This window comes from Oceanobacillus jeddahensis, assembly GCF_000750635.1.
GTDB classification, from domain to species: Bacteria; Bacillota; Bacilli; order Bacillales; family Amphibacillaceae; genus Oceanobacillus; species Oceanobacillus jeddahense.
Genome location: NZ_CCDM010000008.1, coordinates 89410 through 112196 on the forward strand (window position 1 = coordinate 89410; position 22787 = coordinate 112196).

The 22787-nt window shown below is 39.7% G+C and carries 35 protein-coding genes; 1 reads left to right on the top strand and 34 read right to left on the bottom strand.

The features are described 5' to 3' along the window. Positions 1-18: 18 nt before the first annotated feature. The 32 genes from BN986_RS24015 to rpsJ all read right to left on the bottom strand — a co-directional run bounded on the left by BN986_RS24015 (position 19) and on the right by rpsJ (position 17134). A complete protein-coding gene (locus tag BN986_RS24015) occupies positions 19-816 on the bottom strand; it encodes an energy-coupling factor transporter transmembrane component T family protein (protein WP_040985025.1) in 798 nt (265 codons plus the stop codon). Continuing rightward, complete coding sequence (locus BN986_RS24020) at positions 809-1678, bottom strand: energy-coupling factor ABC transporter ATP-binding protein (protein ID WP_040985027.1); 870 nt, start codon at positions 1676-1678, stop codon at positions 809-811. The genes BN986_RS24015 and BN986_RS24020 overlap by 8 nt, the downstream gene beginning before the upstream one ends. After that, positions 1654-2496: an energy-coupling factor ABC transporter ATP-binding protein gene (locus BN986_RS24025; protein ID WP_040985029.1), complete on the bottom strand. Its 843-nt coding sequence runs from the start codon at positions 2494-2496 to the stop codon at positions 1654-1656. The genes BN986_RS24020 and BN986_RS24025 overlap by 25 nt, the downstream gene beginning before the upstream one ends. Before the next feature lie 324 nt (positions 2497-2820). Further along, the gene (gene rplQ, locus BN986_RS24030) at positions 2821-3174 is read right to left on the bottom strand and encodes a 50S ribosomal protein L17 (protein WP_040985031.1); all 354 of its coding nucleotides are present in this window, start codon (positions 3172-3174) and stop codon (positions 2821-2823) included. Positions 3175-3218: 44 nt separating this feature from the next. After that, positions 3219-4163 carry a DNA-directed RNA polymerase subunit alpha gene (locus BN986_RS24035; RefSeq protein WP_040985033.1) on the bottom strand — a complete coding sequence of 315 codons (945 nt, stop codon included), beginning with the start codon at positions 4161-4163 and terminating at the stop codon, positions 3219-3221. 203 nt (positions 4164-4366) lie between these two features. Then, complete coding sequence (gene rpsK / locus BN986_RS24040) at positions 4367-4756, bottom strand: 30S ribosomal protein S11 (protein ID WP_040985036.1); 390 nt, start codon at positions 4754-4756, stop codon at positions 4367-4369. A gap of 21 nt (positions 4757-4777) precedes the next feature. Further along, the gene (gene rpsM / locus BN986_RS24045) at positions 4778-5146 is read right to left on the bottom strand and encodes a 30S ribosomal protein S13 (RefSeq protein ID WP_040985038.1); all 369 of its coding nucleotides are present in this window, start codon (positions 5144-5146) and stop codon (positions 4778-4780) included. A 23-nt stretch (positions 5147-5169) separates the two neighbouring features. Then, positions 5170-5283 (bottom strand): 50S ribosomal protein L36, encoded by a 114-nt coding sequence (gene rpmJ / locus BN986_RS24050; protein ID WP_010095733.1) that lies wholly within the window; start codon positions 5281-5283, stop codon positions 5170-5172. Positions 5284-5314: 31 nt separating this feature from the next. After that, positions 5315-5533, bottom strand: a complete 219-nt coding sequence (infA, locus tag BN986_RS24055) for a translation initiation factor IF-1 (RefSeq protein WP_040985051.1) — start codon at positions 5531-5533, stop codon at positions 5315-5317. A gap of 459 nt (positions 5534-5992) precedes the next feature. Further along, on the bottom strand, positions 5993-6637 hold the full coding sequence (locus tag BN986_RS24060; RefSeq protein ID WP_040985053.1) for an adenylate kinase: 645 nt from the start codon (positions 6635-6637) through the stop codon (positions 5993-5995). Between the two features lie 30 nt (positions 6638-6667). After that, entirely contained in the window at positions 6668-7963 is a 1296-nt protein-coding gene (secY, locus tag BN986_RS24065; protein ID WP_040985054.1) for a preprotein translocase subunit SecY, read from the bottom strand. Position 7964: 1 nt separating this feature from the next. Next, complete coding sequence (rplO, locus tag BN986_RS24070) at positions 7965-8405, bottom strand: 50S ribosomal protein L15 (protein ID WP_040985056.1); 441 nt, start codon at positions 8403-8405, stop codon at positions 7965-7967. Between the two features lie 29 nt (positions 8406-8434). Beyond that, positions 8435-8617, bottom strand: coding sequence for a 50S ribosomal protein L30 (rpmD, locus tag BN986_RS24075; protein ID WP_040985058.1), 183 nt, complete (start codon positions 8615-8617; stop codon positions 8435-8437). Positions 8618-8630: 13 nt separating this feature from the next. Beyond that, positions 8631-9131, bottom strand: a complete 501-nt coding sequence (rpsE, locus tag BN986_RS24080) for a 30S ribosomal protein S5 (protein WP_187378617.1) — start codon at positions 9129-9131, stop codon at positions 8631-8633. 28 nt (positions 9132-9159) lie between these two features. Next, on the bottom strand, positions 9160-9519 hold the full coding sequence (gene rplR / locus BN986_RS24085; protein ID WP_040985061.1) for a 50S ribosomal protein L18: 360 nt from the start codon (positions 9517-9519) through the stop codon (positions 9160-9162). A 30-nt stretch (positions 9520-9549) separates the two neighbouring features. Then, on the bottom strand, positions 9550-10086 hold the full coding sequence (rplF, locus tag BN986_RS24090; RefSeq protein ID WP_040985063.1) for a 50S ribosomal protein L6: 537 nt from the start codon (positions 10084-10086) through the stop codon (positions 9550-9552). Between the two features lie 30 nt (positions 10087-10116). Beyond that, positions 10117-10515, bottom strand: a complete 399-nt coding sequence (rpsH, locus tag BN986_RS24095) for a 30S ribosomal protein S8 (RefSeq protein WP_040985064.1) — start codon at positions 10513-10515, stop codon at positions 10117-10119. A 29-nt stretch (positions 10516-10544) separates the two neighbouring features. Beyond that, complete coding sequence (locus tag BN986_RS24100; protein ID WP_010652082.1) at positions 10545-10730, bottom strand: type Z 30S ribosomal protein S14; 186 nt, start codon at positions 10728-10730, stop codon at positions 10545-10547. 29 nt (positions 10731-10759) lie between these two features. After that, positions 10760-11299 (bottom strand): 50S ribosomal protein L5, encoded by a 540-nt coding sequence (gene rplE, locus BN986_RS24105; RefSeq protein WP_040985072.1) that lies wholly within the window; start codon positions 11297-11299, stop codon positions 10760-10762. A gap of 27 nt (positions 11300-11326) precedes the next feature. After that, complete coding sequence (gene rplX, locus BN986_RS24110; RefSeq protein ID WP_040985074.1) at positions 11327-11638, bottom strand: 50S ribosomal protein L24; 312 nt, start codon at positions 11636-11638, stop codon at positions 11327-11329. 34 nt (positions 11639-11672) lie between these two features. Continuing rightward, positions 11673-12041 carry a 50S ribosomal protein L14 gene (rplN, locus tag BN986_RS24115; RefSeq protein ID WP_040985075.1) on the bottom strand — a complete coding sequence of 123 codons (369 nt, stop codon included), beginning with the start codon at positions 12039-12041 and terminating at the stop codon, positions 11673-11675. Between the two features lie 42 nt (positions 12042-12083). After that, positions 12084-12347: a 30S ribosomal protein S17 gene (gene rpsQ / locus BN986_RS24120; RefSeq protein WP_040985077.1), complete on the bottom strand. Its 264-nt coding sequence runs from the start codon at positions 12345-12347 to the stop codon at positions 12084-12086. Positions 12348-12373: 26 nt separating this feature from the next. Then, a complete protein-coding gene (rpmC, locus tag BN986_RS24125; protein ID WP_040985079.1) occupies positions 12374-12574 on the bottom strand; it encodes a 50S ribosomal protein L29 in 201 nt (66 codons plus the stop codon). Further along, entirely contained in the window at positions 12564-12998 is a 435-nt protein-coding gene (gene rplP, locus BN986_RS24130; RefSeq protein WP_040985081.1) for a 50S ribosomal protein L16, read from the bottom strand. Before rplP ends, rpmC begins: the two co-directional genes overlap by 11 nt. 18 nt (positions 12999-13016) lie before the next feature. Next, entirely contained in the window at positions 13017-13658 is a 642-nt protein-coding gene (gene rpsC, locus BN986_RS24135; RefSeq protein ID WP_040985083.1) for a 30S ribosomal protein S3, read from the bottom strand. A 3-nt stretch (positions 13659-13661) separates the two neighbouring features. Continuing rightward, the gene (gene rplV, locus BN986_RS24140; RefSeq protein ID WP_040985085.1) at positions 13662-14003 is read right to left on the bottom strand and encodes a 50S ribosomal protein L22; all 342 of its coding nucleotides are present in this window, start codon (positions 14001-14003) and stop codon (positions 13662-13664) included. Between the two features lie 18 nt (positions 14004-14021). Beyond that, positions 14022-14300, bottom strand: coding sequence for a 30S ribosomal protein S19 (rpsS, locus tag BN986_RS24145; protein ID WP_040985087.1), 279 nt, complete (start codon positions 14298-14300; stop codon positions 14022-14024). 57 nt (positions 14301-14357) lie between these two features. Beyond that, positions 14358-15188, bottom strand: coding sequence for a 50S ribosomal protein L2 (gene rplB / locus BN986_RS24150; RefSeq protein WP_040985089.1), 831 nt, complete (start codon positions 15186-15188; stop codon positions 14358-14360). 42 nt (positions 15189-15230) lie between these two features. After that, positions 15231-15518 carry a 50S ribosomal protein L23 gene (rplW, locus tag BN986_RS24155; RefSeq protein WP_040985091.1) on the bottom strand — a complete coding sequence of 96 codons (288 nt, stop codon included), beginning with the start codon at positions 15516-15518 and terminating at the stop codon, positions 15231-15233. After that, complete coding sequence (gene rplD / locus BN986_RS24160; RefSeq protein ID WP_040985093.1) at positions 15518-16141, bottom strand: 50S ribosomal protein L4; 624 nt, start codon at positions 16139-16141, stop codon at positions 15518-15520. Before rplD ends, rplW begins: the two co-directional genes overlap by 1 nt. Before the next feature lie 26 nt (positions 16142-16167). After that, the gene (gene rplC, locus BN986_RS24165) at positions 16168-16797 is read right to left on the bottom strand and encodes a 50S ribosomal protein L3 (RefSeq protein WP_040985095.1); all 630 of its coding nucleotides are present in this window, start codon (positions 16795-16797) and stop codon (positions 16168-16170) included. Between the two features lie 28 nt (positions 16798-16825). After that, complete coding sequence (gene rpsJ / locus BN986_RS24170; protein ID WP_040985097.1) at positions 16826-17134, bottom strand: 30S ribosomal protein S10; 309 nt, start codon at positions 17132-17134, stop codon at positions 16826-16828. Between the two features lie 1170 nt (positions 17135-18304). Here rpsJ and glpX point away from each other — a divergent pair. Beyond that, the gene (glpX, locus tag BN986_RS24175) at positions 18305-19249 is read left to right on the top strand and encodes a class II fructose-bisphosphatase (RefSeq protein ID WP_040985099.1); all 945 of its coding nucleotides are present in this window, start codon (positions 18305-18307) and stop codon (positions 19247-19249) included. 126 nt (positions 19250-19375) lie between these two features. Here glpX and tuf read toward each other — a convergent pair whose 3' ends face one another. Beyond that, the gene (tuf, locus tag BN986_RS24180) at positions 19376-20566 is read right to left on the bottom strand and encodes an elongation factor Tu (RefSeq protein ID WP_040985101.1); all 1191 of its coding nucleotides are present in this window, start codon (positions 20564-20566) and stop codon (positions 19376-19378) included. 106 nt (positions 20567-20672) lie between these two features. Further along, positions 20673-22751, bottom strand: coding sequence for an elongation factor G (gene fusA / locus BN986_RS24185; protein WP_040985103.1), 2079 nt, complete (start codon positions 22749-22751; stop codon positions 20673-20675). Between the last annotated feature and the right edge of the window lie 36 nt (positions 22752-22787).

Genomic DNA, 22787 nt, shown 5'->3' on the forward strand with positions numbered 1-22787 from the left:
ATAGTCCCTTTCCTTCCATTACTGTCTTAATACAAACAATGCCACTAACATCAATACAAAGGCGGTCAATACAAGAATATCCTTTGCACCTACATGTAATTCACGCAGCTTGCTTCTTCCTTCCCCGCCTTGGTAACCACGTGCTTCCATTGCCATTGCCAAATCCTCTGCCCGCTTAAAGGCACTGACAAATAAAGGAACTAATAATGGGATAACTGCCATCACCCGATCCTTGATAGGTCCCGTACGAAAATCAACACCACGTGCTGCCTGTGCACGAGATATTTTATCCGTTTCCTGCATCAAGGTTGGAATAAAACGCAAGGAAATAGACATCATCAAAGCTAACTCATGGACAGGAAACTTAATTTTTTTCAAGGGGTGAAGCATTTCTTCCATCGCATCAGTAATTTCAATCGGCGTTGTTGTCAACGTTAATAAAGAAGTCGTCAGGATAAGCAGGAAAAAACGCAAGGAAATTGCAAAACCTTGGATAACCCCGCCGCTATAGATTTTGAAAAATCCCCAATCTACCAAAATATCTCCTTCGTTTGTAATAATTAAATGCAGAATAAAAGTAAAAATAATTAAAAACCAGACAGGTAATAGTCCTTTTAATATAAACTGTAACGGTACTTTTGAATTCCAAACACAAAGCAATGAAAAAGCTGTTAATAAGCTGTATGACGGTACGTTGTTTGCAAAAAAGACAACAATCACAAAGAAAAAGACAACCGTTATTTTCGTTCTAGGATCTAAACGATGAATAAAGGAGTTCCCAGGAACATACTGACCAATGATTAAGGCATTATTCATCAGAACCCACCTCCAGCTGCCCTTTTATCTCATTTGCTAACTCTTGCAAGGATTGATACTGATAGTTTAATGCAGCACCAAAGCGCTTATTATATTGATTTAGGAAATGAATAACCTCTGGAACATCTAATTGGACGTCCTGCAGCTTGTCTGCCTGCTTAAACACTTCGAGCGGTGGTCCTTCCATATATTTTTGGCCGCCATTTAAAATAATCACTTTATCCGCATAGGCCAATGCATCTTCCATGCTATGTGTTACTAACACCGTTGTCAGATTACGCTCCTGATGCAGCTGATAAAACATATCCATGATTTCACGCTGTCCACGCGGATCCAGTCCAGCAGTCGGCTCGTCCAATACAAGCACTTCTGGAGCCATTGCTAATACACCTGCAATAGCTACACGTCGTTTTTGCCCACCACTTAGATCAAATGGAGAACGCTCTAATATTTCTTCAGGCAGGCCGACAGCAGGGAGGATTCTTTCTATTCTGTGATTAATTTCCTCCTGCTCGACATCAAAATTCTTTGGACCAAAAGCAATATCTTTCGCAACTGTCTCTTCAAACAATTGATGCTCCGGATACTGAAACACAACACCGACTTTTTTTCTTAAATTACGGATGTCCTTAGGCTTGCCTTCTGAAGTCAGCTGGAAATCACCAATTGTTATTTCTCCCCTGCTCGGCAAACTTAAACCGTTTAAATGCTGAATAAGCGTTGATTTTCCAGATCCTGTATGACCGATTACTGTAACAAATGAACCAGAATCAACCGTAAAGGAAATGTCTTTAAGTGCTTTATGGGCAAAAGGGCTATTCTCTTGATAAATATAACTTACGTTTTTGAATTGAATGTCCATAATTCCTCCAACAACTCTTCGTGGTTTAATGCTGCTTCTTTTAATTCGACTCCCTGCTTCATCAGCTCATCGGTTAATTGTGCAACAAAAGGTACATCTAAGCCAATTTCCCGTAATTCTTCCCGTTGTAAGAATAACTCCCTTGGTGTTGTTTCCTTCCAAATTTGCCCCTTATTCATCACAATCACACGATCTGCTTGAACAATTTCCTGTAAATCATGTGTGATGGTTATCAGGGATAGACCCTCTGATTCCTGAATATCATTCACGGTATGCATAATTTCTTTTCTACCTGTCGGGTCAAGCATAGCAGTTGCTTCATCTAAAATTAATACCTTAGGAGCAATCGCTAAAACACTGGCAATCGCCACCCGCTGCTTTTGCCCTCCGGATAAACGATGTGGTTCTGTTATTAAATAATCTTGCATACGAACAGCAGATAAGGTGCGCTGGATTCGCTCTCTCATCTCTTCTCTGGGAACCCCTCTGTTTTCCATTCCAAATGCAACATCATCTTGAACGGTTGCGCCAACAAATTGATTATCTGGATTTTGAAAGACCATTCCTACATCTTTCCGTATATCCCATACTGTATCGTCATCTACTTTTTTCCCGTCGACAGTGATTTCCCCGTCGTTTGGCATTAATAATCCATTTAACAGCTTGGCAATGGTCGATTTCCCGGAGCCGTTATGTCCGATAATCGCTACCCATTCGCATTCATAAATATCAAAGGAAACCTGATTTAACACAAGCGCTCCCTCTTCCTCATATTGAAAGGAAACATTCTTAAACTCTACCAGCTTTTTTCTGTCCATCCAGACACCTCCCTCTCTTATTGTTTATTATGTAATTTGTTTTATCTATTATGGTTATTATTTTACTCATAGCGGCTGATGAACGAAAGTATTTACTTAAACAAAAGCTGATAATGTTTAATAGTAATTCTGGCCAACGCTACGGAAATACACTACGCTGGGTATTGAGTGAAAAAATTCATTTTTCTCTATACACAAAAAGACTAGGGGCAATATTAATCAAGATTTTATATCAAAACTAGTGAATAATCATTTTCAATACAAAAAAAGGGCTTGGATAACCTCTGAGAGAGATTGAGTCCTGCCCCTTGCCGTTTGTAGTAATTAAACCAACTCAATGATTGCCATTTTAGCGCCATCGCCTTGGCGTTCACCAAGTTTAAGAACGCGTGTATATCCACCTTGTCTATCTTCATAGCGCGCAGCAACATCATCAAATAGTTTTTGAATTACGTTATTATCTTCATCCGCTTCTTTGTTGTATAAAAATGCTGCAGCTTGACGGCGTGCATGTAAATCGCCACGCTTCCCAAGAGTAATCATTTTATCTACAATCGATCTTAACTCTTTCGCTTTTGCTTCTGTTGTTTCAATGCGTTCATGAATGATTACATCAGCTGCAAGGTTGCGAAGAAGAGCCATACGACTATCTGTTGTACGTCCTAATTTTCTAGCCACGGACTATCCCTCCCTTTTTTGAAACTAGTCAGGTGACTGTTATATCAGTCATCATCTCGAAGACCTAGTCCTAGATCCTCTAATTTCACTTTTACTTCTTCTAATGATTTACGTCCTAAATTACGAACCTTCATCATATCTTCTTCAGATTTATTTGCAAGCTCTTGAACAGTATTGATGCCAGCACGCTTCAAGCAGTTGTAAGAACGAACAGAAAGATCAAGTTCTTCGATAGTCATTTCCATCACTTTTTCTTTTTGATCTTCTTCTTTTTCAACCATAATTTCCACATTCTGTGCTTCATCTGTTAAGCTCACAAAAATATTTAAATGCTCCGTAATAATTTTCGCACCCAGGGAAACAGCTTCTTCCGGGCGAATACTACCGTCCGTCGAAACATCTAATGTTAGTTTATCATAATTAGCGATTTGACCTACACGTGTGTTTTCTACTTGATACGTCACACGTGATACTGGTGTGAAAATGGAATCAATTGGAATAACACCAATTGGTTGATCATCAAACTTGTTTTCATCTGCCGGACGATATCCGCGACCTCTTTCAGCAGTTAACTTCATATGAAGGCTAGCTTTACTATTTAATGTAGCAATATGAAGATCTGGATTCATCACTTCTACATCACTATCATAGGTTAAGTCTGCAGCTGTCACCGCTCCTTCGCCTTGCACATCAATTTCTAATGTTTTCGGCTCATCTGAGTAGATTTTAAGAGCAAGTTTTTTCAAGTTAAGAATGATAGTAGTTACATCCTCCACAACCCCGTCAATCGTTGAAAATTCGTGCAGTGCTCCATCAATATGAACAGATGTTACAGCAGCACCTGGTAGTGAGGATAGTAAGATACGACGCAAGGAGTTTCCAAGTGTGGCACCATATCCACGTTCTAGCGGTTCAACTACAAATTTCCCAAACGTAGCGTCCTCGCTAACTTCAATCGTTTCAATTTTTGGCTTTTCTATCTCGATCATTTAACAAACCCTCCTTTAAAACGTCGAAACCCCGGCTAGACAAACAAAGTCTAACCGAAATTCCTCAAATAGGCAGTTGGCGTTTCTGCGCTACCTAAAAATCTTTCGTACGAATTGTCTTTGGAATCTGTTTATCTACACAGTAGATAACCGTATGTTTTATCAACCATTATTGACAGATTGATAAATTATATACGGTTAAATTAAACACGACGACGTTTTGGTGGGCGGCAACCATTATGAGGAACTGGAGTTACATCAACAATTGCAGTAACTTCTAATCCAGCAGCCTGTAAAGAGCGGATTGCAGCTTCACGTCCAGCGCCAGGTCCTTTAACAGTAACTTCTAATGTTTTCATGCCATTTTCGATTGCAGACTTAGCAGCTGTTTCAGCAGCCATTTGTGCAGCAAACGGAGTTGATTTTTTAGATCCTTTAAAGCCTAGAGCACCAGCAGAGCTCCATCCAATCGCATTACCTTGCGTATCCGTAATTGTAACAATTGTATTGTTAAAAGTGGAACGGATATGAGCAATGCCAGATTCTATATTCTTTTTCACACGGCGTTTACGCGTATTAGTTTTACGTGCCATTTGTAAGCTTACCTCCTTACATTACTTTTTCTTGTTAGCCATTGTTTTACGTGGGCCTTTACGTGTACGAGAGTTATTCTTTGTTTTTTGTCCACGAACTGGTAATCCGCGACGATGACGGATACCTCTATAAGCACCAATTTCAATCAAACGTTTAATGTTTAAAGATACTTCACGACGAAGGTCACCTTCTGTAGTGTAGCTATTATCAATCGCTTGACGGATTCTCGCTAATTCATCTTCTGTTAAATCACGAACACGAGTATCTTCAGAAACGCCTGCTTCTTTAAGGACTTCCTGTGCTGTAGTTTTTCCAATACCATAGATATAAGTTAAGGAAATTACTACACGTTTATCACGTGGAATATCAATACCTGCAATACGTGCCATAGAATGCTAGCACCTCCTATTTTTTAGCCTTGTTTTTGTTTGTGTTTTGGATTTTCACAAATTACCATTACTTTACCTTTGCGTTTGATGACTTTGCATTTCTCGCAAATTGGTTTTACAGATGCTCTTACCTTCATCATCATTACCTCCTTTTAGATCGGAGCTCGTTTATTTATAACGGTACGTAATTCGTCCTTTGGTTAAATCATACGGAGAAAGTTCAACCGTTACTTTATCGCCTGGTAAAATGCGGATAAAGTGCATACGGATTTTACCAGATACATGCGCCAATACTGTATGGCCATTCTCAAGCTCTACTTTAAACATCGCATTCGGCAATGTATCTGTCACTGTACCTTCTACTTCAATAACATCATCTTTCGCCATTGTGTGTGATCTCCCTTCTTCAAATCAGTTACAACCTTATCTTAATCTAGGATAAAGCTTCATTTCCCTTTTGTAACGAGCCGTTCTTGATGTGCTGCTCGCTCATTTTCAGGAAAACATTAAACGTACATCTAGCGCACTATCATCATCTAAAGACGATTTATAAGAGCACTGCTTCCTCCATGGGCCAGCGTAGGACAACCGGCCGTTCACAACCGAGACATCAATTGTACTGACCTGAATCACTATCCTGCATCATACGTACAAATGGACCCTGGTTAAAAAATCAATTTGTTAACGTATATCTGCTCTCACCATCACCTAGGCAATTGTTCGTTTATATCAAAAGGTTGATGAACCAATTTTTTATCGTGTTTGATAAAAGCATTACACATTATCTCACCTATTATAACTCTCCAGCTTAGGTTTTGCACCTATTCTGTTCATTCCATAGATGACTTATTTACCCAAAATGGACTCAATGTCAGAGAAGACGTCGTTAATATCACGATCACCGTCTACCTTCACAAGATATCCTTTATCTTGATAAAAATCAAGTAATGGTTGTGTTTGCTCTACGTTAACGGCTAATCGTTTCTTTACCGTTTCAGGTTGATCATCATCTCGCTGAATTAACTGGGAGCCATCCTTATCGCAAATACCTTCCTCTTTGGGAGGATTATAAATGACATGATAAGTTGTTCCGCAAGTCGGACAAATTCTCCGTCCAGTTAAACGCTCTACCAATTTTTCTTCTGGTACATCCACATGTATCACATGATCGATGGTTCTATTCAAATCAGCTGTCAATTCTTGCAGTGCTTCAGCCTGAGCGATTGTACGCGGGAATCCATCTAATAGAAATCCTTCTGCACAATCATCCTTTCCTAAGCGCTCCTTGACAATACCGATCGTTACTTCGTCTGGAACAAGGTTCCCTTGATCCATATATTCCTTCGCTTTTTTCCCAAGGTCAGTGCCTTCTTTAATAGCTAGTCGGAACATATCCCCGGTTGAAATATGAGGGATGTTATACTTTTCTTCGATTTTTTCGGCCTGGGTACCTTTACCGGCACCAGGTAGCCCCATTAAGATTAAATTCATTGTTTCCCCTCGCTTTTGTAGACAGGAAATTTACTTAATAAACCCTTTATAATGTCGCTTCACAAGCTGACCTTCCAGTTGTTTCATTGTTGTTAATGCAACACCAACAACAATAATCAAGCTAGTACCGCCAATTTGAACGGACTGCGGTAGATTCGCAAGACCCCCCAAGATAATTGGGAATATAGAAACAGTTGCTAAGAATAAGGCACCAACAAAAGTCAATCTGCGAATAACCCTTGTTAAATATTCCTCAGTATTGTGCCCTGGACGAATACCAGGGATGTAGCCACCTTGTCTTTGCAAGTTCTCTGACATTTGTTCCGGATTAACCTGAACAAATGTATAAAAATATGAGAAAGCAATAATTAGTGCAACATAGATTACCATACCTACAGGCTGTGTGTAATCAAAAATGTACGTCACTATACTTGCTACTTGGTTTCCTTCAAAAAATCCAGCAATAGTTGTAGGTGCAATCATAAAGGCAATCGCAAAAATAACTGGAATTACCCCCGCTGCGTTTACCTTAATCGGTAAATGCGTTGATTGTCCGCCTACTGGTGTGCGATTTACTAACTTTTTCGCATACTGCACTGGAATTTTACGCAATGCTTCGTTTACGAAAATAATTCCAACCGTAACAGCGATAACTACCAATACAATTAACGTTACAATAACGATATTGATAAACAATTCACTTCCTGGATTAGAGAAAAATTGATTGTATATTTGGGCAGCACCATTCGGAATAGCAGCAACGATACCAGCAAAGATAATGATCGAAATACCATTACCTACACCGTGAGCAGTAATCTGTTCACCTAACCACATGAGAAAAGCTGTTCCGCCTGTTAATACAATAGCAATGGTTAAGAATTTAATTACGTTAGGGTCATGGATAAGTAATCCGCCTGCCATGGCATTAAAACCGATAGACATAGCAATTGCTTGCACAAATGCTATCCCAACTGCAGCATAACGTGTTACTTGAGCGATTTTCTTACGCCCCATTTCTCCTTGCTTCTTCCATTCTGCAAACTTCGGAACAACATCCATTTGCAACAACTGCATGATAATTGATGCGGTGATGTAAGGCATGATTCCCATCGCAAAGATAGAGAAGTTTTCAAGTGCCCCACCACCAAATGTATTGATAAAACCAAACATATTTTGTTGGTTCATCATAAAATCAATTGCTGATTTATCTGTAAAAGGTACAGTTATAAACGTACCAATACGGAATATAATAAGCATAAGCAGTGTAAAAATAATTTTATTTCTTATATCTTTTACACGTAAAAAATTGGAGAGTGTCTGAAACAAATTAGATCACCTCAGATTGACCGCCCGCTGCCTCAATTGCTTCTTTCGCAGATGCAGAGAACTTATGGGCTTTAACAGTCAGTTTCTTTTCTAATTGACCTTTTCCAAGAACCTTAATTCCAGCATTTAATTTGCTTACGACACCAGTTTCTAGTAATAGCTCTGGAGTAACTTCAGTTCCTTCTTCAAAGCGATTAAGCGTGTCAAGATTAACAATTGCATATTCTTTACGGTTGATGTTGGTAAACCCACGTTTCGGTAAACGTTGGAATAAAGGCATTTGACCACCTTCAAAACCAAGTCTTACCCCACCGCCAGAACGTGCTTTTTGTCCTTTATGTCCACGGCCAGAAGTTTTTCCGTTACCTGAAGAAGTTCCGCGACCTACACGGTTTCTTGATTTACGAGATCCTTCTGCTGCTTTTAATTCATGAAGTTTCATGCGAGCACCTCCTCTTTACAATAGATTTATTATACCTCTTTAACTGTCAATAAGTGGGACACTCTGTTAACCATACCGCGAACGGCTGGAGTATCTTCACGTACAACCGATTGACGAATTTTCTTTAACCCTAACGCTTCAACAGTTTTACGTTGAACGTCAGTGCCACCGATAACACTGCGATTGAGGGTTATCTCTAATTTTTTAGACATCGTGTTTCCCTCCTTATCCTAACAGTTCTTCAACAGACTTTCCACGTAATTTTGCTACGTCCTCAGCCGTTTTTAAATTAGTTAAACCGTTCAATGTAGCACGGATAACATTGATTGGTGTGTTAGATCCTAATGATTTTGTCAGGATATCACCTACACCAGCAAGCTCTAAAATCGCACGTACTGGGCCACCAGAGATAACTCCAGTACCTTCAGAAGCTGGCTTCATCAATACATTACCAGAACCAAATTGTCCATGAATTTGATGTGGAATGGTTGTGCCTACGATTGGTACAGTAATTAAGTTTTTCTTCGCGTCATCTACTGCTTTTTTAATAGCTTCAGGTACTTCTTGTGCTTTACCAGTACCGAAACCTACATGACCGTTTTTGTCACCTACAACTACTAATGCTGCAAAGCGGAAACGACGTCCACCTTTTACAACCTTTGCAACACGGTTGACCGTAACAACACGTTCTTCTAGATCTAATTTGCTCGGATCAATATTGTTAATCATTATAGATGGTTACCTCCTTTTACTTTTAAAATTCAAGGCCTTCCTCACGAGCTGCCTCTGCTAAAACTTTGATACGTCCATGATATAAATAACCACCACGATCAAATACTACGGATTTATATCCTTTGTCAATTGCACGTTTTGCAACAGCTGCCCCAACTGCTTTCGCAGCATCAGTATTTCCACCGTTGATTTCAAGCTCTTTATCAATTGTAGAAGCACTTGCTAGGGTTACACCGTTGACATCATCGATCAATTGAGCATAAATATTTTTGTTTGAACGATACACATTTAAACGTGGACGTTCTGCAGTTCCTGATAATGTTCTACGCACACGATTGTGACGCTTTTTACGAACAACATTTTTGTCAGGCTTTGTGATCATCTGGGTCACTCCTTTCTCGGGCTAAAAAACTTACTTAGCAGTTTTACCTTCTTTACGACGTACATATTCATCCGCATATTTAATTCCTTTACCTTTGTAAGGCTCTGGCGGGCGAATTGCTCGGATATTAGCAGCAATTGCTCCTACTAATTCTTTATCGATACCTTTAACAACGATTTCTGTGTTTTTAGGTACTTCGATTTCAATACCGTCAATTGGGTCAAGTTCAACAGGATGTGAATAACCAGCGTTAATAACAGTTTTGTTTCCCTGCTTTTGAGCACGGTAACCAACACCGTTAATTTCCAATGATTTTTCAAAACCTTTGCTTACTCCAACTACCATATTATTGATTAGGCTACGGGTAGTACCATGTAGTGCACGGTGATCTTTATGATCGCTCGGGCGCTCTACAGTAAGAATATTACCCTCAACGTTGATTTTAATATCTGGATGAAAATCTCTAGTTAATTCACCCTTTGGTCCTTTAACAGTAAGTGTAGTTTCGTTGAATTTCAACTCTACACCTTCTGGAATTTCTACAGGCTTTAGTCCGACACGAGACATTCCTTGCACCTCCTCTATAAAAAATAGTGATTACCAAACGTACGCTAATACTTCGCCGCCAACTGCTTGAGAACGTGCCTCTTTATCAGAAAGCACTCCGTTAGAAGTGGATACGATAGCAATGCCAAGACCGTTCAATACACGCGGTACTTCGTCTGCTTTAGCATATACGCGTAAACCTGGTTTACTAATACGTTTAATTCCAGTAATAACTCTATCTTCGCTTGCACTGTATTTTAAGAAGATACGTAGTATACCTTGTTTGTTATCTTCAACTAGCTCATAATCCTTTACAAAGCCTTCGCGTTTCAGGATATCAGCGATCTCTTTTTTTATTTTAGAAGCAGGAAGCTCTAATTGTTCATGTTTAACCATGTTCGCATTACGAATGCGAGTAAGCATATCTGCAATTGGATCTGTCATAACCATTACTAATTACCTCCTTCCCGAATCGGGGATTACCAACTTGCTTTTTTGACACCAGGAATTTGACCTTTATAGGCAAGTTCACGGAAACAAATACGGCAAAGTTTAAATTTACGAATTACTGAATGCGGGCGACCACAGCGTTCGCAACGAGTGTACTCTTGTACTTTATATTTTTGCGGGCGCTTTTGTTTCGCTATCATAGATTTTTTAGCCAACGTTTTCCCTCCTTGTATTAGCCTTTAGCTTACTTTTGGAAAGGCATGCCTAGACCAGCTAAAAGTTCACGAGCTTCTTCGTCTGTGTTGGAAGTTGTTACGATAACAATATCCATACCACGGACTTTATTTACTTTATCGTAATTAATTTCTGGGAAAATCAACTGTTCTTTTACACCTAAAGTGTAGTTTCCACGGCCATCAAATGCTTTTTTTGAAATACCGCGAAAGTCACGTACACGTGGAAGAGATACAGCAATCAGTTTTTGAAGAAACTCATACATGCGTTCTCCACGTAGAGTAACTTTAGCACCAATTGGCATTCCTTCACGAAGACGGAAACCTGCGATTGATTTCTTAGCACGAGTAACTAATGGTTTTTGACCAGAAATTAAAGCTAATTCTTCAACTGCACTGTCTAATGCCTTTGAATTCTGTACAGCGTCACCAACACCCATGTTGATCACGATTTTCTCTATTTTAGGTACTTCCATTACGGAATCATAATTAAATTTATTCATTAAAGATGAAGTGATTTCATCATTATATTTTTGTTTTAATTCGTTCATGCGTTAGCCCTCCTTTCACAGAAAAACTTAATTATCTAATGCTTCACCGGATTTTTTTGCAATACGGATTTTTTTACCATCTTTTATTTCATAGCCAACACGAGTTGGTTCTCCGGATTTCGGATCAATTGGCAGTACATTAGAAACATGAATTGGAGCTTCGATATTCAAGATTCCGCCTTGCGGGTTATCTTGAGAAGGTTTCGCATGTTTTTGGATCATGTTCACGCCTTCTACTAATACACGCTCTTTCTTCGGTAACGCTTCTAATACAGTGCCTTCTTTACCGCGGTCTTTACCGGACAACACTTTGACTTTATCACCTTTTTTTACATGCATGCTTTACGCACCTCCTTGATGAGGAAATTTCTTCTTATAAAACTTCTGGAGCTAGAGATACGATTTTCATGAATTGAGCCTCACGTAATTCACGTGCAACAGGTCCGAAGATACGAGTTCCTCTTGGACTTTTATCATCACGGATAATTACGGCAGCATTTTCATCAAAACGGATGTAAGAACCATCTTTACGACGAGCACCAGATTTAGAGCGTACAATTACTGCTTTTACAACGTCACCTTTTTTGACAACGCCCCCTGGTGTTGCTTGTTTGACCGTACAAACAATTACATCACCAATGTTGGCAGTTTTACGACCGGAACCGCCTAATACTTTAATGGTTAATACTTCACGAGCACCAGAGTTATCTGCAACCTTCAAACGAGTTTCTTGTTGAATCATAACACTGTGACCTCCCTTCGGATACCTTCCGAGCGAACTTTATTAAATAATTACCGCTTCTTCTACTACTTCTACTAAACGGAAACGTTTGGTAGCTGATAGCGGGCGAGTTTCCATGATACGTACAACATCACCTGTTTTTGCAACATTGTTTTCATCATGTGTTTTGAATTTCTTAGAATACTTAACACGTTTTCCATAAAGCTTATGGAACTTGTAAGTTTCAACTAAAACTGTAATAGTTTTATCCATTTTGTCGGATACAACACGACCAGTATAAACTTTACGATCATTACGTTCAGACATTGAGGTTAACCTCCCCTCTGGAATCTTTAGTTATTTGCACTTAGTTCGCGCTGGCGAACAACAGTTTTAAGACGAGCGATGGATTTACGTACTTCACGGATACGTGCAGTGTTTTCCAATTGACCTGTAGCTAATTGGAAACGTAAATTAAATAACTCTTCTTTTAATGTTTTTACATTTTGTTCAATTTCGGCAGTGGTTAAATCTCTAATTTCTTTAGCCTTCATTGCTTTCACCACCAATTTCTTCACGTTTTACGAATTTCGTTTTAATAGGTAATTTATGAGCTGCAAGGCGCAGTGCTTCACGAGCTACCTCTTCAGATACACCTGCAATTTCAAACATAATTTTACCAGGTTTTACGACTGCTACCCATCCTTCTGGAGCACCTTTACCGGAACCCATTCGAACTTCTAAAGGCTTTGCAGTGTAAGGTTTATCTGGAAAGATTTTGATCCAAACTTTACCGCCACGCTTCATGTAACGAGTCATTGCAATACGCGCTGCCTCGATCTGACGGCTTGTAATCCAAGAAGCCTCAACAGCCTGTAAACCATATTCTCCGAAAGAAACGGATGTACCGCCTTTTGCTTGGCCTCTCATTTTACCACGATGTTGTCTACGATATTTAACACGTTTAGGCATTAACATAGTAATGAGCCCCCTCCCTTATTTGTCGGTTTTCGTTGGAAGGACTTCTCCACGATAAATCCATACTTTAACACCTAATTTACCATAAGTAGTATCAGCTTCTGCTGTACCATAGTCAATGTCAGCACGTAAAGTATGAAGTGGCACTGTTCCTTCACTATAATGTTCTGCACGAGCGATGTCCGCACCGCCTAAGCGTCCAGATACTTGTGTTTTAATTCCTTTTGCTCCAGCACGCATCGCACGTTGGATAGCTTGCTTTTGAGCACGACGGAATGAAATACGGTTTTCTAATTGACGAGCAATATTGTCAGCAACAAGTGTAGCATCAAGATCTACTTTTTTGATTTCAACGATATTGATGTGAACACGTTTGCCAGTTAAGTTGTTTAAAGATTTACGTAAAGCTTCAACTTCAGATCCGCCTTTACCAATTACCATTCCTGGCTTACCAGTGTGAATCGTAATGTTTACACGGTTTGCTGCACGTTCAATTTCAATAGAAGAAACAGCAGCCGTTTTAAGACGTCCTTCAAGATATTCTCTAATTTTAATATCTTCATGTAGTAAGTCTGCATAGTCTTTCCCAGCGTACCATTTAGACTCCCAGTCTTTAATGACTCCTACGCGAAGACCTGTTGGATTTACTTTTTGACCCACTGACTATCCCTCCTTCTTTTCAGTTACCACAACTGTAATGTGGCTAGTACGTTTATTGATTCTGCTTGCACGTCCTTGTGCACGCGCACGGAAACGTTTCAAAGTAGCACCTTCATTAACGAAAGCTTCAGATACTACTAAATTATCTGCGTCCATTTCATAGTTATGCTCTGCGTTAGCAACAGCAGAATTTAATACTTTTTCTACGACTGGAGAAGCTCCGCGCTGTGTATGTTTTAATATAGCGATTGCTTCGCCAACCTCTTTTCCTCGAATTAGATCTACAACTAAACGAACCTTACGAGGAGCAATACGAACTGTTTTCGCAACGGCTTTAGCTTGCATGCCTAGTACCTCCTCTCATTAGCGTCTTGTTTTTTTATCGTCACCAGCGTGTCCTCTGTACGTACGAGTTGGTGCGAATTCACCTAATTTATGACCGACCATATCTTCAGTGATATATACTGGTACATGCTTACGTCCATCATATACTGCAACTGTATGACCAACGAATTGCGGGAAAATTGTAGAGCGACGAGACCAAGTTTTTACTACTTGCTTCTTATCTTCTGTGTTTAACACTTCAATTTTCTTCATTAGATGGTCATCGGCAAAAGGTCCTTTTTTCAAGCTACGACCCATGGATAAGCCTCCTTCCAGGGATTAGAGACGGGTGGTTTAGCCCGCCCATTCTTCCGTTTATTTTTTACGTTTACGAACAATATACTTATCAGATGGTTTATTGCGTTTACGCGTTTTGTAACCAAGTGTTGGTTTGCCCCAAGGTGACATTGGTGATTTACGGCCAATTGGTGCACGTCCTTCACCACCACCATGTGGGTGATCATTAGGGTTCATTACAGAACCACGAACAGTTGGGCGTTTACCTTGCCAACGAGAACGACCAGCTTTACCTACACGGATAAGTTCATGTTCAATATTACCTACCTGACCAATTGTAGCACGGCAAGTTGTTAAGATTAAACGAACTTCTCCAGAAGCAAGACGTACAAGTGTATATTTTTCTTCACGTCCAAGGATTTGAGCCTCTGCTCCAGCAGAACGGGCTAATTGTCCTCCACGTCCTGGTTTTAACTCAATATTATGGATAATGGTACCTACTGGAATGCTTCCTAGTGGTAATGCATTACCTACTTTAATATCTGCATTTTCACCAGATTCAATGACTTGCCCTACTTTTACGTTTTTCGGAGCAAGGATATAACGTTTCTCCCCGTCAGCATAATGAATTAGTGCAATGTTTGCTGAACGGTTAGGATCGTATTCGATTGTAGCAACGCGTCCTGGCACACCATCTTTATCGCGCTTGAAGTCGATAATACGATATTGGCGCTTATGACCGCCGCCATGATGACGAACCGTTAATTTCCCTTGGTTATTACGTCCACCACGTTTAGATAATGGAGCTAAAAGGGATTTCTCAGGGGTATTCGTAGTGATTTCTGCAAAATCTGAACCAGACATATTACGTCTACCATTTGAGGTTGGTTTATACTTTTTAATCGCCATCGTTGTCCCTCCTTCTAGTTTGGATTATATTTATTCCTCTAATTAAGCCTCAAAGAAATCTAGTTCTTTGCTATCCTCTGTTAGTTGAACGATAGCTTTTTTGCGGTCTGGGCGATATCCACCGTAACGGCCCATTCGCTTAAATTTACCTTTAAGGTTCATTGTGTTTACTTTTTCTACTTTGACACCAAAGATGGTTTCTACAGCATCTTTGATTTCTGTTCTATTAGCTTTTGTAGCTACTTCAAATGTGTATTTCTTCTCTGCCATTAAGTCAGCAGAACTCTCTGTAATGACAGGGCGTTTAATTACATCGCGTAGATCTTTCATTATGCGAGCACCTCCCCTGCTTTTTCAGCTGCATCTTTTGTGATGATCAGCTTGTCATGCGTAAGCAAGTCAAGTACATTCAATTCTTCTACAGTTAATACCTTTACGTTTTGTAAGTTGTTAGCAGAACGGGCAATTGTTTCGTTTTTCTCAGAAAGAACGATTAGTGCTTTCTCTTCAACTTTAAGTCCGTTAAGGATGTTTACAACTTCTTTTGTTTTTGGAGCATCGATTGTGATTGCTTCTAAAACAAACAAGCCTTCTTCATTCACTTTAGAAGATAATGCAGACTTCAACGCTAAGCGACGAACTTTCTTTGGTAGTTTGTAGCTATAGCTACGTGGAGTCGGCCCGAAAACAGTTCCGCCGCCAACCCATTGTGGTGAACGGATAGACCCTTGACGTGCGCGGCCAGTTCCTTTTTGGCGCCATGGTTTGCGTCCTCCACCACGAACTTCAGAACGATTTTTCACATCATGTGTACCTTGACGTAAAGATGCACGTTGCATAACAACCGCTTGATGAAGCACATGTGTGTTTGGCTCAATACCAAAAACAGCGTCGTTTAATTCGATTTCTCCAACATTACTTCCATCCTGTTTTAAAAGTGCTACTTTAGGCATGACATATCCTCCCTTCGTTTATGTGATTAGTTACCTTTTACTGCACTAGTAATTTTTACATAAGATTTTTTCGCGCCAGGAATATTCCCTTTAATTAGTAATAAATTCTTTTCAGCATCTACACTAACTACTTCCAGGTTTTGAATGGTTACTTGCTCCGAACCCATGTGACCTGGCAAATTATGACCTTTGAAAACACGCATGGAATTAATTTCTCCCATCGCACCTGGAGCTCTATGGAAATGAGATCCGTGTGTTTTTGGTCCGCGTTGTTGATTGTGACGCTTGATAGCGCCTTGGAATCCTTTACCTTTAGATGTTCCTGTCACATCAATTTTTTCTCCAGCTTCAAAGATATCAACTTTGATTTCTTGGCCAACTTCGTAATCGCCAGCCTCTGCGCCACGGATTTCACGAACGTAGCGCTTAGGGGCAGTGCCTGCTTTCTCAGCATGACCTTTTTCCGCTTTATTTGTACGTGATTCCTTTTTATCAGCAAAACCGATTTGCAACGCTTCGTAACCATCATTTTCTAATGTTTTCTTTTGCAACACAACATTTGCCTCAGCTTGAACGACTGTTACTGGTACAAGTTCTCCATTTTCAGAGAAAAGCTGAGTCATGCCGATTTTACGACCTAAGATTCCTTTCGTCATCCGTTACACCTCCTGTATTTAAAACAAATTATAATTTAATTTCAATGTCTACACCGGATGGTAGATCTAAACGCATAAGCGCATCAACCGTTTTTGGTGTAGGCTCAAGAATATCGATCAAACGCTTGTGTGTACGCATTTCGAATTGTTCACGAGCATCTTTGTACTTATGAACCGCACGAAGAACTGTATAAACAGATCTCTCAGTCGGTAGTGGAATTGGACCGGACACTTTCGCTCCAGAACGTTTTGCAGTATCCACAATCTTTTCAGCAGACTGATCTAAAATACGGTGATCGTATGCTTTTAAACGAATTCTGATTTTCTCTTTTGCCATCATTTTCCCTCCTTCTCGCCTATATTGTTATAGACATTCTCAGCGAAAATTTCTTAGCACGCCGCCATGGCAAAGGGGCCGGGTGTGCCAACAACCTTCCGCATCATCGCGTTAAGTGACCAACTTCTTTATTCTATCAGAAAAGTTGTGCCATAGCAAGCTTATACATAACCATCTATAAGTTTGCACATTTTTATATTATACATAGCATCCGGCATGATTGCAAGCTTATTTTAAAAGTTTTTTTATTTCCTTATATAATAGATGAAATTCCATCTTTCTCATTTTAGTGGATTACGAATATCCGCCAAAAAATTAGCGGCATCAGCCGATCCGCCTTTTCTTTCTATAGCAGTATACAGAATATCTATTATAATAGTAAAAAGCCGATAGCAATTGGAATAAAACTAAACAACAGAATCATGACACAGAATCCTATAATGCCACGAACATTTCTTTAATAGTAAACCGTGTTAAAACAACATTATTATGCTGCATTCCATCCAGTCCTTCCAATGATAAGGATGTAATTCGATGAAATGATTCCGGATCAATGTCTGGATCGGGTGAAGGACTGTAATTCCTCTCCCCTTTTAATAGTCCGGGACATCATACTTATTCCCATTAGACTTCTACTGCTGCAAAACCAATCCTGCGCCATCATTGACAGCACTATCATCCCCTTCTGAAAAAACTCTATCCTGTTTAAATAAAATGCTTAATCCGGTCAGCTTCACCTTAGTTGTATTTTCACGAAAATGTTCATCAATCTTATAGTTGTTTTTCCTTTCCTGGATTTTAATTCAATTGACGCGACTTCTCTTTCCCGTTTTCTTCCTCAGGTAAAATCGATTGAACTGCAGAGTCCACAGACTGCGACCCGACCATATAAACGTTTCATAGCCATTAAAGCAGTGGAATAACAGTCTTTCCACAAGTTTCTTATCTTATACCCTTTTTACTCGTTCACAACCCCTGACAGTTATCATTAAATTTTCTAAGCTTGCGCCTGCCTGGTCCTGTCTCCTTTATTCGCAAATAAAAATTAAAAATAATAAATAAAAATAAATAAAAAATATTGATATAAAACGAAAATTATATTACTATAAATGTAGATATTCATTTAGTTCATATTTAAGAAAGAATAAATTTCTTAGGGAGATGGTAGATATGAATCAGTTCATTCAAGAGTTTCTACACGTTACGGAAGCAGCAGCAATTGCAACATACCCATGGATTGGTACAGGAAATAAAATAGAAGCTGATCAGGCAGCCACAAATTCAATGCGTACGCTACTAAATAAAATACCTATGGATGGTGAAGTAGTTATTGGCGAGGGTGAAATGGATGAGGCTCCAATGTTATTTATCGGCGAAAAAGTAGGAACTGGAAACGGTGTAGGTGTTGATTTAGCTGTCGATCCAATTGATGGAACTACTTCTACCTCTAAAGGAAAAAATAATGCGATTGCGGTTATTGCTGTTGCAAATAAAGGAACATTACTTCATGCCCCGGATATGTATATGGAAAAGATTGTAACAGGACCAGAAGCAGCTGGTAAAATTAATATTGATTTTTCACTTGAGAAGAATTTACGTATTATTGCAGAAGCAAAAGGTAAAAAGATGCAAGAATTAAAAATGATTGTACAAGACCGGGAAAGACATAACGATTGGGTAGAGGAAGCGCATGCTTTAGGTGTTAGAACGGAACTGTTTGAAGAAGGGGATATCATCCCTGCAATAGCAACTTGTATCCATCGTGTTAATGTAGACTTATTTATTGGCGTAGGTGGAGCTCCAGAGGGAGTTCTTGCTGCTGTTGGTGTAAAAAGCTTAGGTGGAGAAATGCAGGCAAGATTACTTCCAAAAACGGATGAACAGCGCAGCCGTTGCATATCAATGGGAATATCTAATCCACAAGAGCCACTTTCCCATGATCAATTAGTTAGTACAGATGAATGCGCTTTTATCGCCACTAGTATTACAAACAACATGCTATCTAAAGGAATAGAAAATAATCAAAATGTCTTTACAACGCATTCTATTGTTTTAAATGGTTTGGATAAATGTTTTCGTCATATAGCAACAGAACACCCGAAACACTCTATATAATTGGTAAAAAAAAGCTTCGATAACTAGCTGATGGTTTATCGAAGCTTTTTGGTTTCTTGTATACTGATCATCGTAACGCAAAAAAAAGCAGCGTCGTCACGCTGCTTTTTTATTTTAAAACAATTATTATTTTTGGATAGAAGATACAACGCCAGATCCAACTGTACGTCCACCTTCACGGATTGAGAAACGAGTTCCGTCTTCAATCGCGATTGGTGCAATAAGTTCTACAGTCATTTCGATGTTATCTCCAGGCATTACCATTTCAGTTCCTTCAGGAAGTTGGATTACTCCAGTTACATCCGTAGTACGGAAGTAGAACTGTGGACGGTAGTTAGAGAAGAATGGTGTATGACGTCCACCTTCATCTTTTGATAATACATAAACTTCAGCTTTGAAGTTTGTATGTGGAGTGATTGAACCAGGCTTTGCTAGTACTTGCCCACGGTTGATATCTTCACGGGAAACACCACGTAATAGTGCACCAATGTTATCACCAGCTTCAGCATAGTCAAGAAGCTTACGGAACATTTCTACTCCAGTTACAGTTGTTTTAGAAGACTCTTCGTTAATACCGATGATTTCTACTTCGTCTCCAACGCGAACTTGTCCACGCTCAACACGACCTGTAGCAACCGTACCACGACCAGTGATAGAGAATACATCCTCAACTGGCATCATGAATGGTTTGTCAGTGTCACGGTCTGGAGTTGGAACATATTCATCAACTGCAGCCATCAATTCAACAATTTTCTCTTCATACTCTGCATCGCCTTCAAGTGCTTTAAGCGCAGAACCTGCAATAACTGGTACATCATCACCAGGGAAATCGTATTCTGTTAATAGATCACGAACTTCCATTTCAACTAATTCAAGTAGCTCTTCATCGTCTACCATATCTGTTTTGTTAAGGAATACAACGATAGAAGGTACCCCAACGTTACGAGATAATAGAATGTGCTCACGAGTTTGTGGCATTGGACCATCTGCAGCAGATACTACAAGGATAGCTCCGTCCATTTGTGCAGCACCAGTGATCATGTTTTTAACATAGTCAGCGTGACCTGGGCAGTCAACATGTGCATAGTGACGAGTTTCTGTTTCGTACTCTACGTGAGAAGTTGCGATTGTAATTCCGCGTTCTTTCTCTTCTGGAGCACCATCAATTTGGTCATAAGCCATTGCAGTGCCATCACCATTTCTTTTTGCCATTACTGTAGTGATTGCAGCAGTTAAAGTTGTTTTACCGTGGTCAACGTGACCAATTGTTCCAATGTTTACGTGACTTTTCGAGCGGTCGAATTTTTCTTTAGCCATTTATAGTTCCTCCTTAAATATATAGCAATTTTTTTGTGCTAGGAAAGTCCGTAAGAATTTCCTAGCCTTTACTAAATGTTATACGTTAGATTGTAGAAAAAATCAATTATTGACCTGCATTTTTCTTGATAATTTCTTCTGTAATGCTTTTAGGTGTTTCTTCATAGTGGTCAAAGTGCATGGTATACACGCCACGACCTTGTGTGTTTGAACGTAGAGCAGTTGCATAACCAAACATTTCTGCAAGTGGTACGAATGCTTTAACTACCTGAGCAGTTCCGCGGGCTTCCATACCTTCTACGCGTCCACGACGAGATGTTACATCACCCATAATGTCTCCCATGTATTCTTCTGGAACAACAACTTCTACTCTCATCATTGGTTCAAGTAAAACTGGGTTACATTTATTTTTAGCGGCTTTCAGCGCCATAGATGCAGCAACTTTAAACGCCATTTCATTGGAATCGACATCGTGATAGCTTCCATCAAATAGTGTAGCTTTCACATCGATTAATGGGTATCCAGCAAGAACACCGTTTTCCATGGACTCTTCAATACCTTGTTGAACAGCTGGAATGTATTCACGTGGAACAACACCACCAACGATTTTGTTTTCAAATTCAAATCCGGCACCTTCTTCGTTTGGTTCAAATTTAACCCAAACGTGACCGAATTGTCCGCGTCCACCAGACTGACGTACGAATTTACCTTCTACTTCAGCAGAAGTACGGAATGTTTCTCTATAAGAAACTTGTGGAGCACCAACCTGTGCACCAACTTTAAATTCACGTTTCAGACGGTCAACAATGATATCTAAGTGAAGCTCACCCATACCAGAGATGATCGTTTGTCCAGTTTCGACGTTTGTTTCTGTACGGAAAGTTGGATCCTCTTCCGCAAGTTTAGCAAGAGCAATTGCCATTTTATCTTGGTCAGCTTTTGTTTCCGGTTCAATAGCTACCGAGATAACCGGCTCAGGGAATTCCATAGACTCAAGAATAACAAGATCTTTTTCATCACATAGAGTATCCCCTGTTGAAGTATCCTTTAGGCCAACCGCTGCAGCGATTTCGCCAGCATATGCAATTGAAATCTCTTCACGAGAGTTTGCATGCATTTGCAGAATACGTCCAATACGCTCACGTTTACCTTTTACAGAGTTTCTTACGTAAGACCCTGAGTGAAGTGTACCAGAGTACACACGGAAGAACGTTAACTTACCAACATAAGGGTCCGTCATAACTTTAAATGCTAACGCAGAGAACGGTGCGTCATCTGTAGATGGGCGTGTTACCTTCTCTTCTGTTTCAGGGATGATACCTTCAATTGGAGGTACATCTGTTGGAGCAGGAAGATAGTCAATAACCGCATCCAGCATTAACTGAACACCTTTGTTTTTGAAAGCAGAACCGCAAAGTACTGGGTAGAAATCAACATTTAAAGTAGCTTGACGAATAGCAGTCGTTAATTCGTCGTTAGAAATTTCTTCTCCTTCAAGATATTTCATCATAAGCTCTTCATCTGTTTCAGATACTGCTTCAATTAAGTTAGCACGTAACTCTTCCGCTTCGTCTTTTAACTCAGCAGGAATTTCAGTTGTTTCCGATTTTTGCCCTAAATCATCTAAATAGATATGGGCTTCCATCTTAATCAAATCAATAATTCCATTAAATTCATCTTCAGCACCGATTGGCATCTGAATAGGATGTGCGTTTGCACCAAGGCGCTCTTTTAATGTATTTGTTGAATACAAGAAGTCAGCACCTGTTTTATCCATTTTGTTAATGAAAACAATACGTGGAACACCGTATGTTGTCGCTTGACGCCATACTGTCTCCGTTTGTGGTTCTACACCTGATTGTGCATCAAGTACAGTTACCGCACCATCAAGTACACGAAGGGAACGTTCAACTTCAACTGTGAAGTCTACGTGTCCAGGTGTATCAATGATGTTTATACGATGGTTATCCCAAGAAGCAGTTGTTGCCGCAGAAGTAATTGTAATTCCACGCTCTTGCTCTTGTTCCATCCAGTCCATTTGTGAAGCACCCTCATGGGTTTCACCAATTTTATGAATACGTCCTGTATAGAAAAGAATACGCTCAGTAGTAGTAGTTTTACCCGCATCAATGTGGGCCATAATACCGATATTACGTGTCTTTTCCAAGGAGAACTCTCTAGCCATGTATTCTTCTCCTTCCTATAGAAAGCGTTTGTTAGA

Coding starts and splice junctions, on each gene's coding strand:
- BN986_RS24015 (WP_040985025.1), bottom strand. CDS start 816: ATGAATAATGCCTTAATCATTGGTCAGTATGTTCCTGGGAACTCCTTT.
- BN986_RS24020 (WP_040985027.1), bottom strand. CDS start 1,678: ATGGACATTCAATTCAAAAACGTAAGTTATATTTATCAAGAGAATAGC.
- BN986_RS24025 (WP_040985029.1), bottom strand. CDS start 2,496: ATGGACAGAAAAAAGCTGGTAGAGTTTAAGAATGTTTCCTTTCAATAT.
- BN986_RS24035 (WP_040985033.1), bottom strand. CDS start 4,163: ATGATCGAGATAGAAAAGCCAAAAATTGAAACGATTGAAGTTAGCGAG.
- rpsK (WP_040985036.1), bottom strand. CDS start 4,756: ATGGCACGTAAAACTAATACGCGTAAACGCCGTGTGAAAAAGAATATA.
- rpsM (WP_040985038.1), bottom strand. CDS start 5,146: ATGGCACGTATTGCAGGTATTGATATTCCACGTGATAAACGTGTAGTA.
- rpmJ (WP_010095733.1), bottom strand. CDS start 5,283: ATGAAGGTAAGAGCATCTGTAAAACCAATTTGCGAGAAATGCAAAGTC.
- infA (WP_040985051.1), bottom strand. CDS start 5,533: ATGGCGAAAGATGATGTTATTGAAGTAGAAGGTACAGTGACAGATACA.
- BN986_RS24060 (WP_040985053.1), bottom strand. CDS start 6,637: ATGAATTTAATCTTAATGGGGCTACCTGGTGCCGGTAAAGGTACCCAG.
- rplO (WP_040985056.1), bottom strand. CDS start 8,405: ATGAAACTTCATGAATTAAAAGCAGCAGAAGGATCTCGTAAATCAAGA.
- rpmD (WP_040985058.1), bottom strand. CDS start 8,617: ATGTCTAAAAAATTAGAGATAACCCTCAATCGCAGTGTTATCGGTGGC.
- rplR (WP_040985061.1), bottom strand. CDS start 9,519: ATGATCACAAAGCCTGACAAAAATGTTGTTCGTAAAAAGCGTCACAAT.
- rplF (WP_040985063.1), bottom strand. CDS start 10,086: ATGTCTCGTGTCGGACTAAAGCCTGTAGAAATTCCAGAAGGTGTAGAG.
- rpsH (WP_040985064.1), bottom strand. CDS start 10,515: ATGGTTATGACAGATCCAATTGCAGATATGCTTACTCGCATTCGTAAT.
- rplE (WP_040985072.1), bottom strand. CDS start 11,299: ATGAACGAATTAAAACAAAAATATAATGATGAAATCACTTCATCTTTA.
- rplX (WP_040985074.1), bottom strand. CDS start 11,638: ATGCATGTAAAAAAAGGTGATAAAGTCAAAGTGTTGTCCGGTAAAGAC.
- rplN (WP_040985075.1), bottom strand. CDS start 12,041: ATGATTCAACAAGAAACTCGTTTGAAGGTTGCAGATAACTCTGGTGCT.
- rpsQ (WP_040985077.1), bottom strand. CDS start 12,347: ATGTCTGAACGTAATGATCGTAAAGTTTATACTGGTCGTGTTGTATCC.
- rpmC (WP_040985079.1), bottom strand. CDS start 12,574: ATGAAGGCTAAAGAAATTAGAGATTTAACCACTGCCGAAATTGAACAA.
- rplP (WP_040985081.1), bottom strand. CDS start 12,998: ATGTTAATGCCTAAACGTGTTAAATATCGTAGACAACATCGTGGTAAA.
- rplV (WP_040985085.1), bottom strand. CDS start 14,003: ATGCAAGCTAAAGCCGTTGCGAAAACAGTTCGTATTGCTCCTCGTAAG.
- rpsS (WP_040985087.1), bottom strand. CDS start 14,300: ATGGGTCGTAGCTTGAAAAAAGGACCTTTTGCCGATGACCATCTAATG.
- rplB (WP_040985089.1), bottom strand. CDS start 15,188: ATGGCGATTAAAAAGTATAAACCAACCTCAAATGGTAGACGTAATATG.
- rplW (WP_040985091.1), bottom strand. CDS start 15,518: ATGAAAGATCTACGCGATGTAATTAAACGCCCTGTCATTACAGAGAGT.
- rplD (WP_040985093.1), bottom strand. CDS start 16,141: ATGCCTAAAGTAGCACTTTTAAAACAGGATGGAAGTAATGTTGGAGAA.
- rplC (WP_040985095.1), bottom strand. CDS start 16,797: ATGACGAAAGGAATCTTAGGTCGTAAAATCGGCATGACTCAGCTTTTC.
- rpsJ (WP_040985097.1), bottom strand. CDS start 17,134: ATGGCAAAAGAGAAAATCAGAATTCGTTTAAAAGCATACGATCACCGT.
- glpX (WP_040985099.1), top strand. CDS start 18,305: ATGAATCAGTTCATTCAAGAGTTTCTACACGTTACGGAAGCAGCAGCA.
- tuf (WP_040985101.1), bottom strand. CDS start 20,566: ATGGCTAAAGAAAAATTCGACCGCTCGAAAAGTCACGTAAACATTGGA.
- fusA (WP_040985103.1), bottom strand. CDS start 22,751: ATGGCTAGAGAGTTCTCCTTGGAAAAGACACGTAATATCGGTATTATG.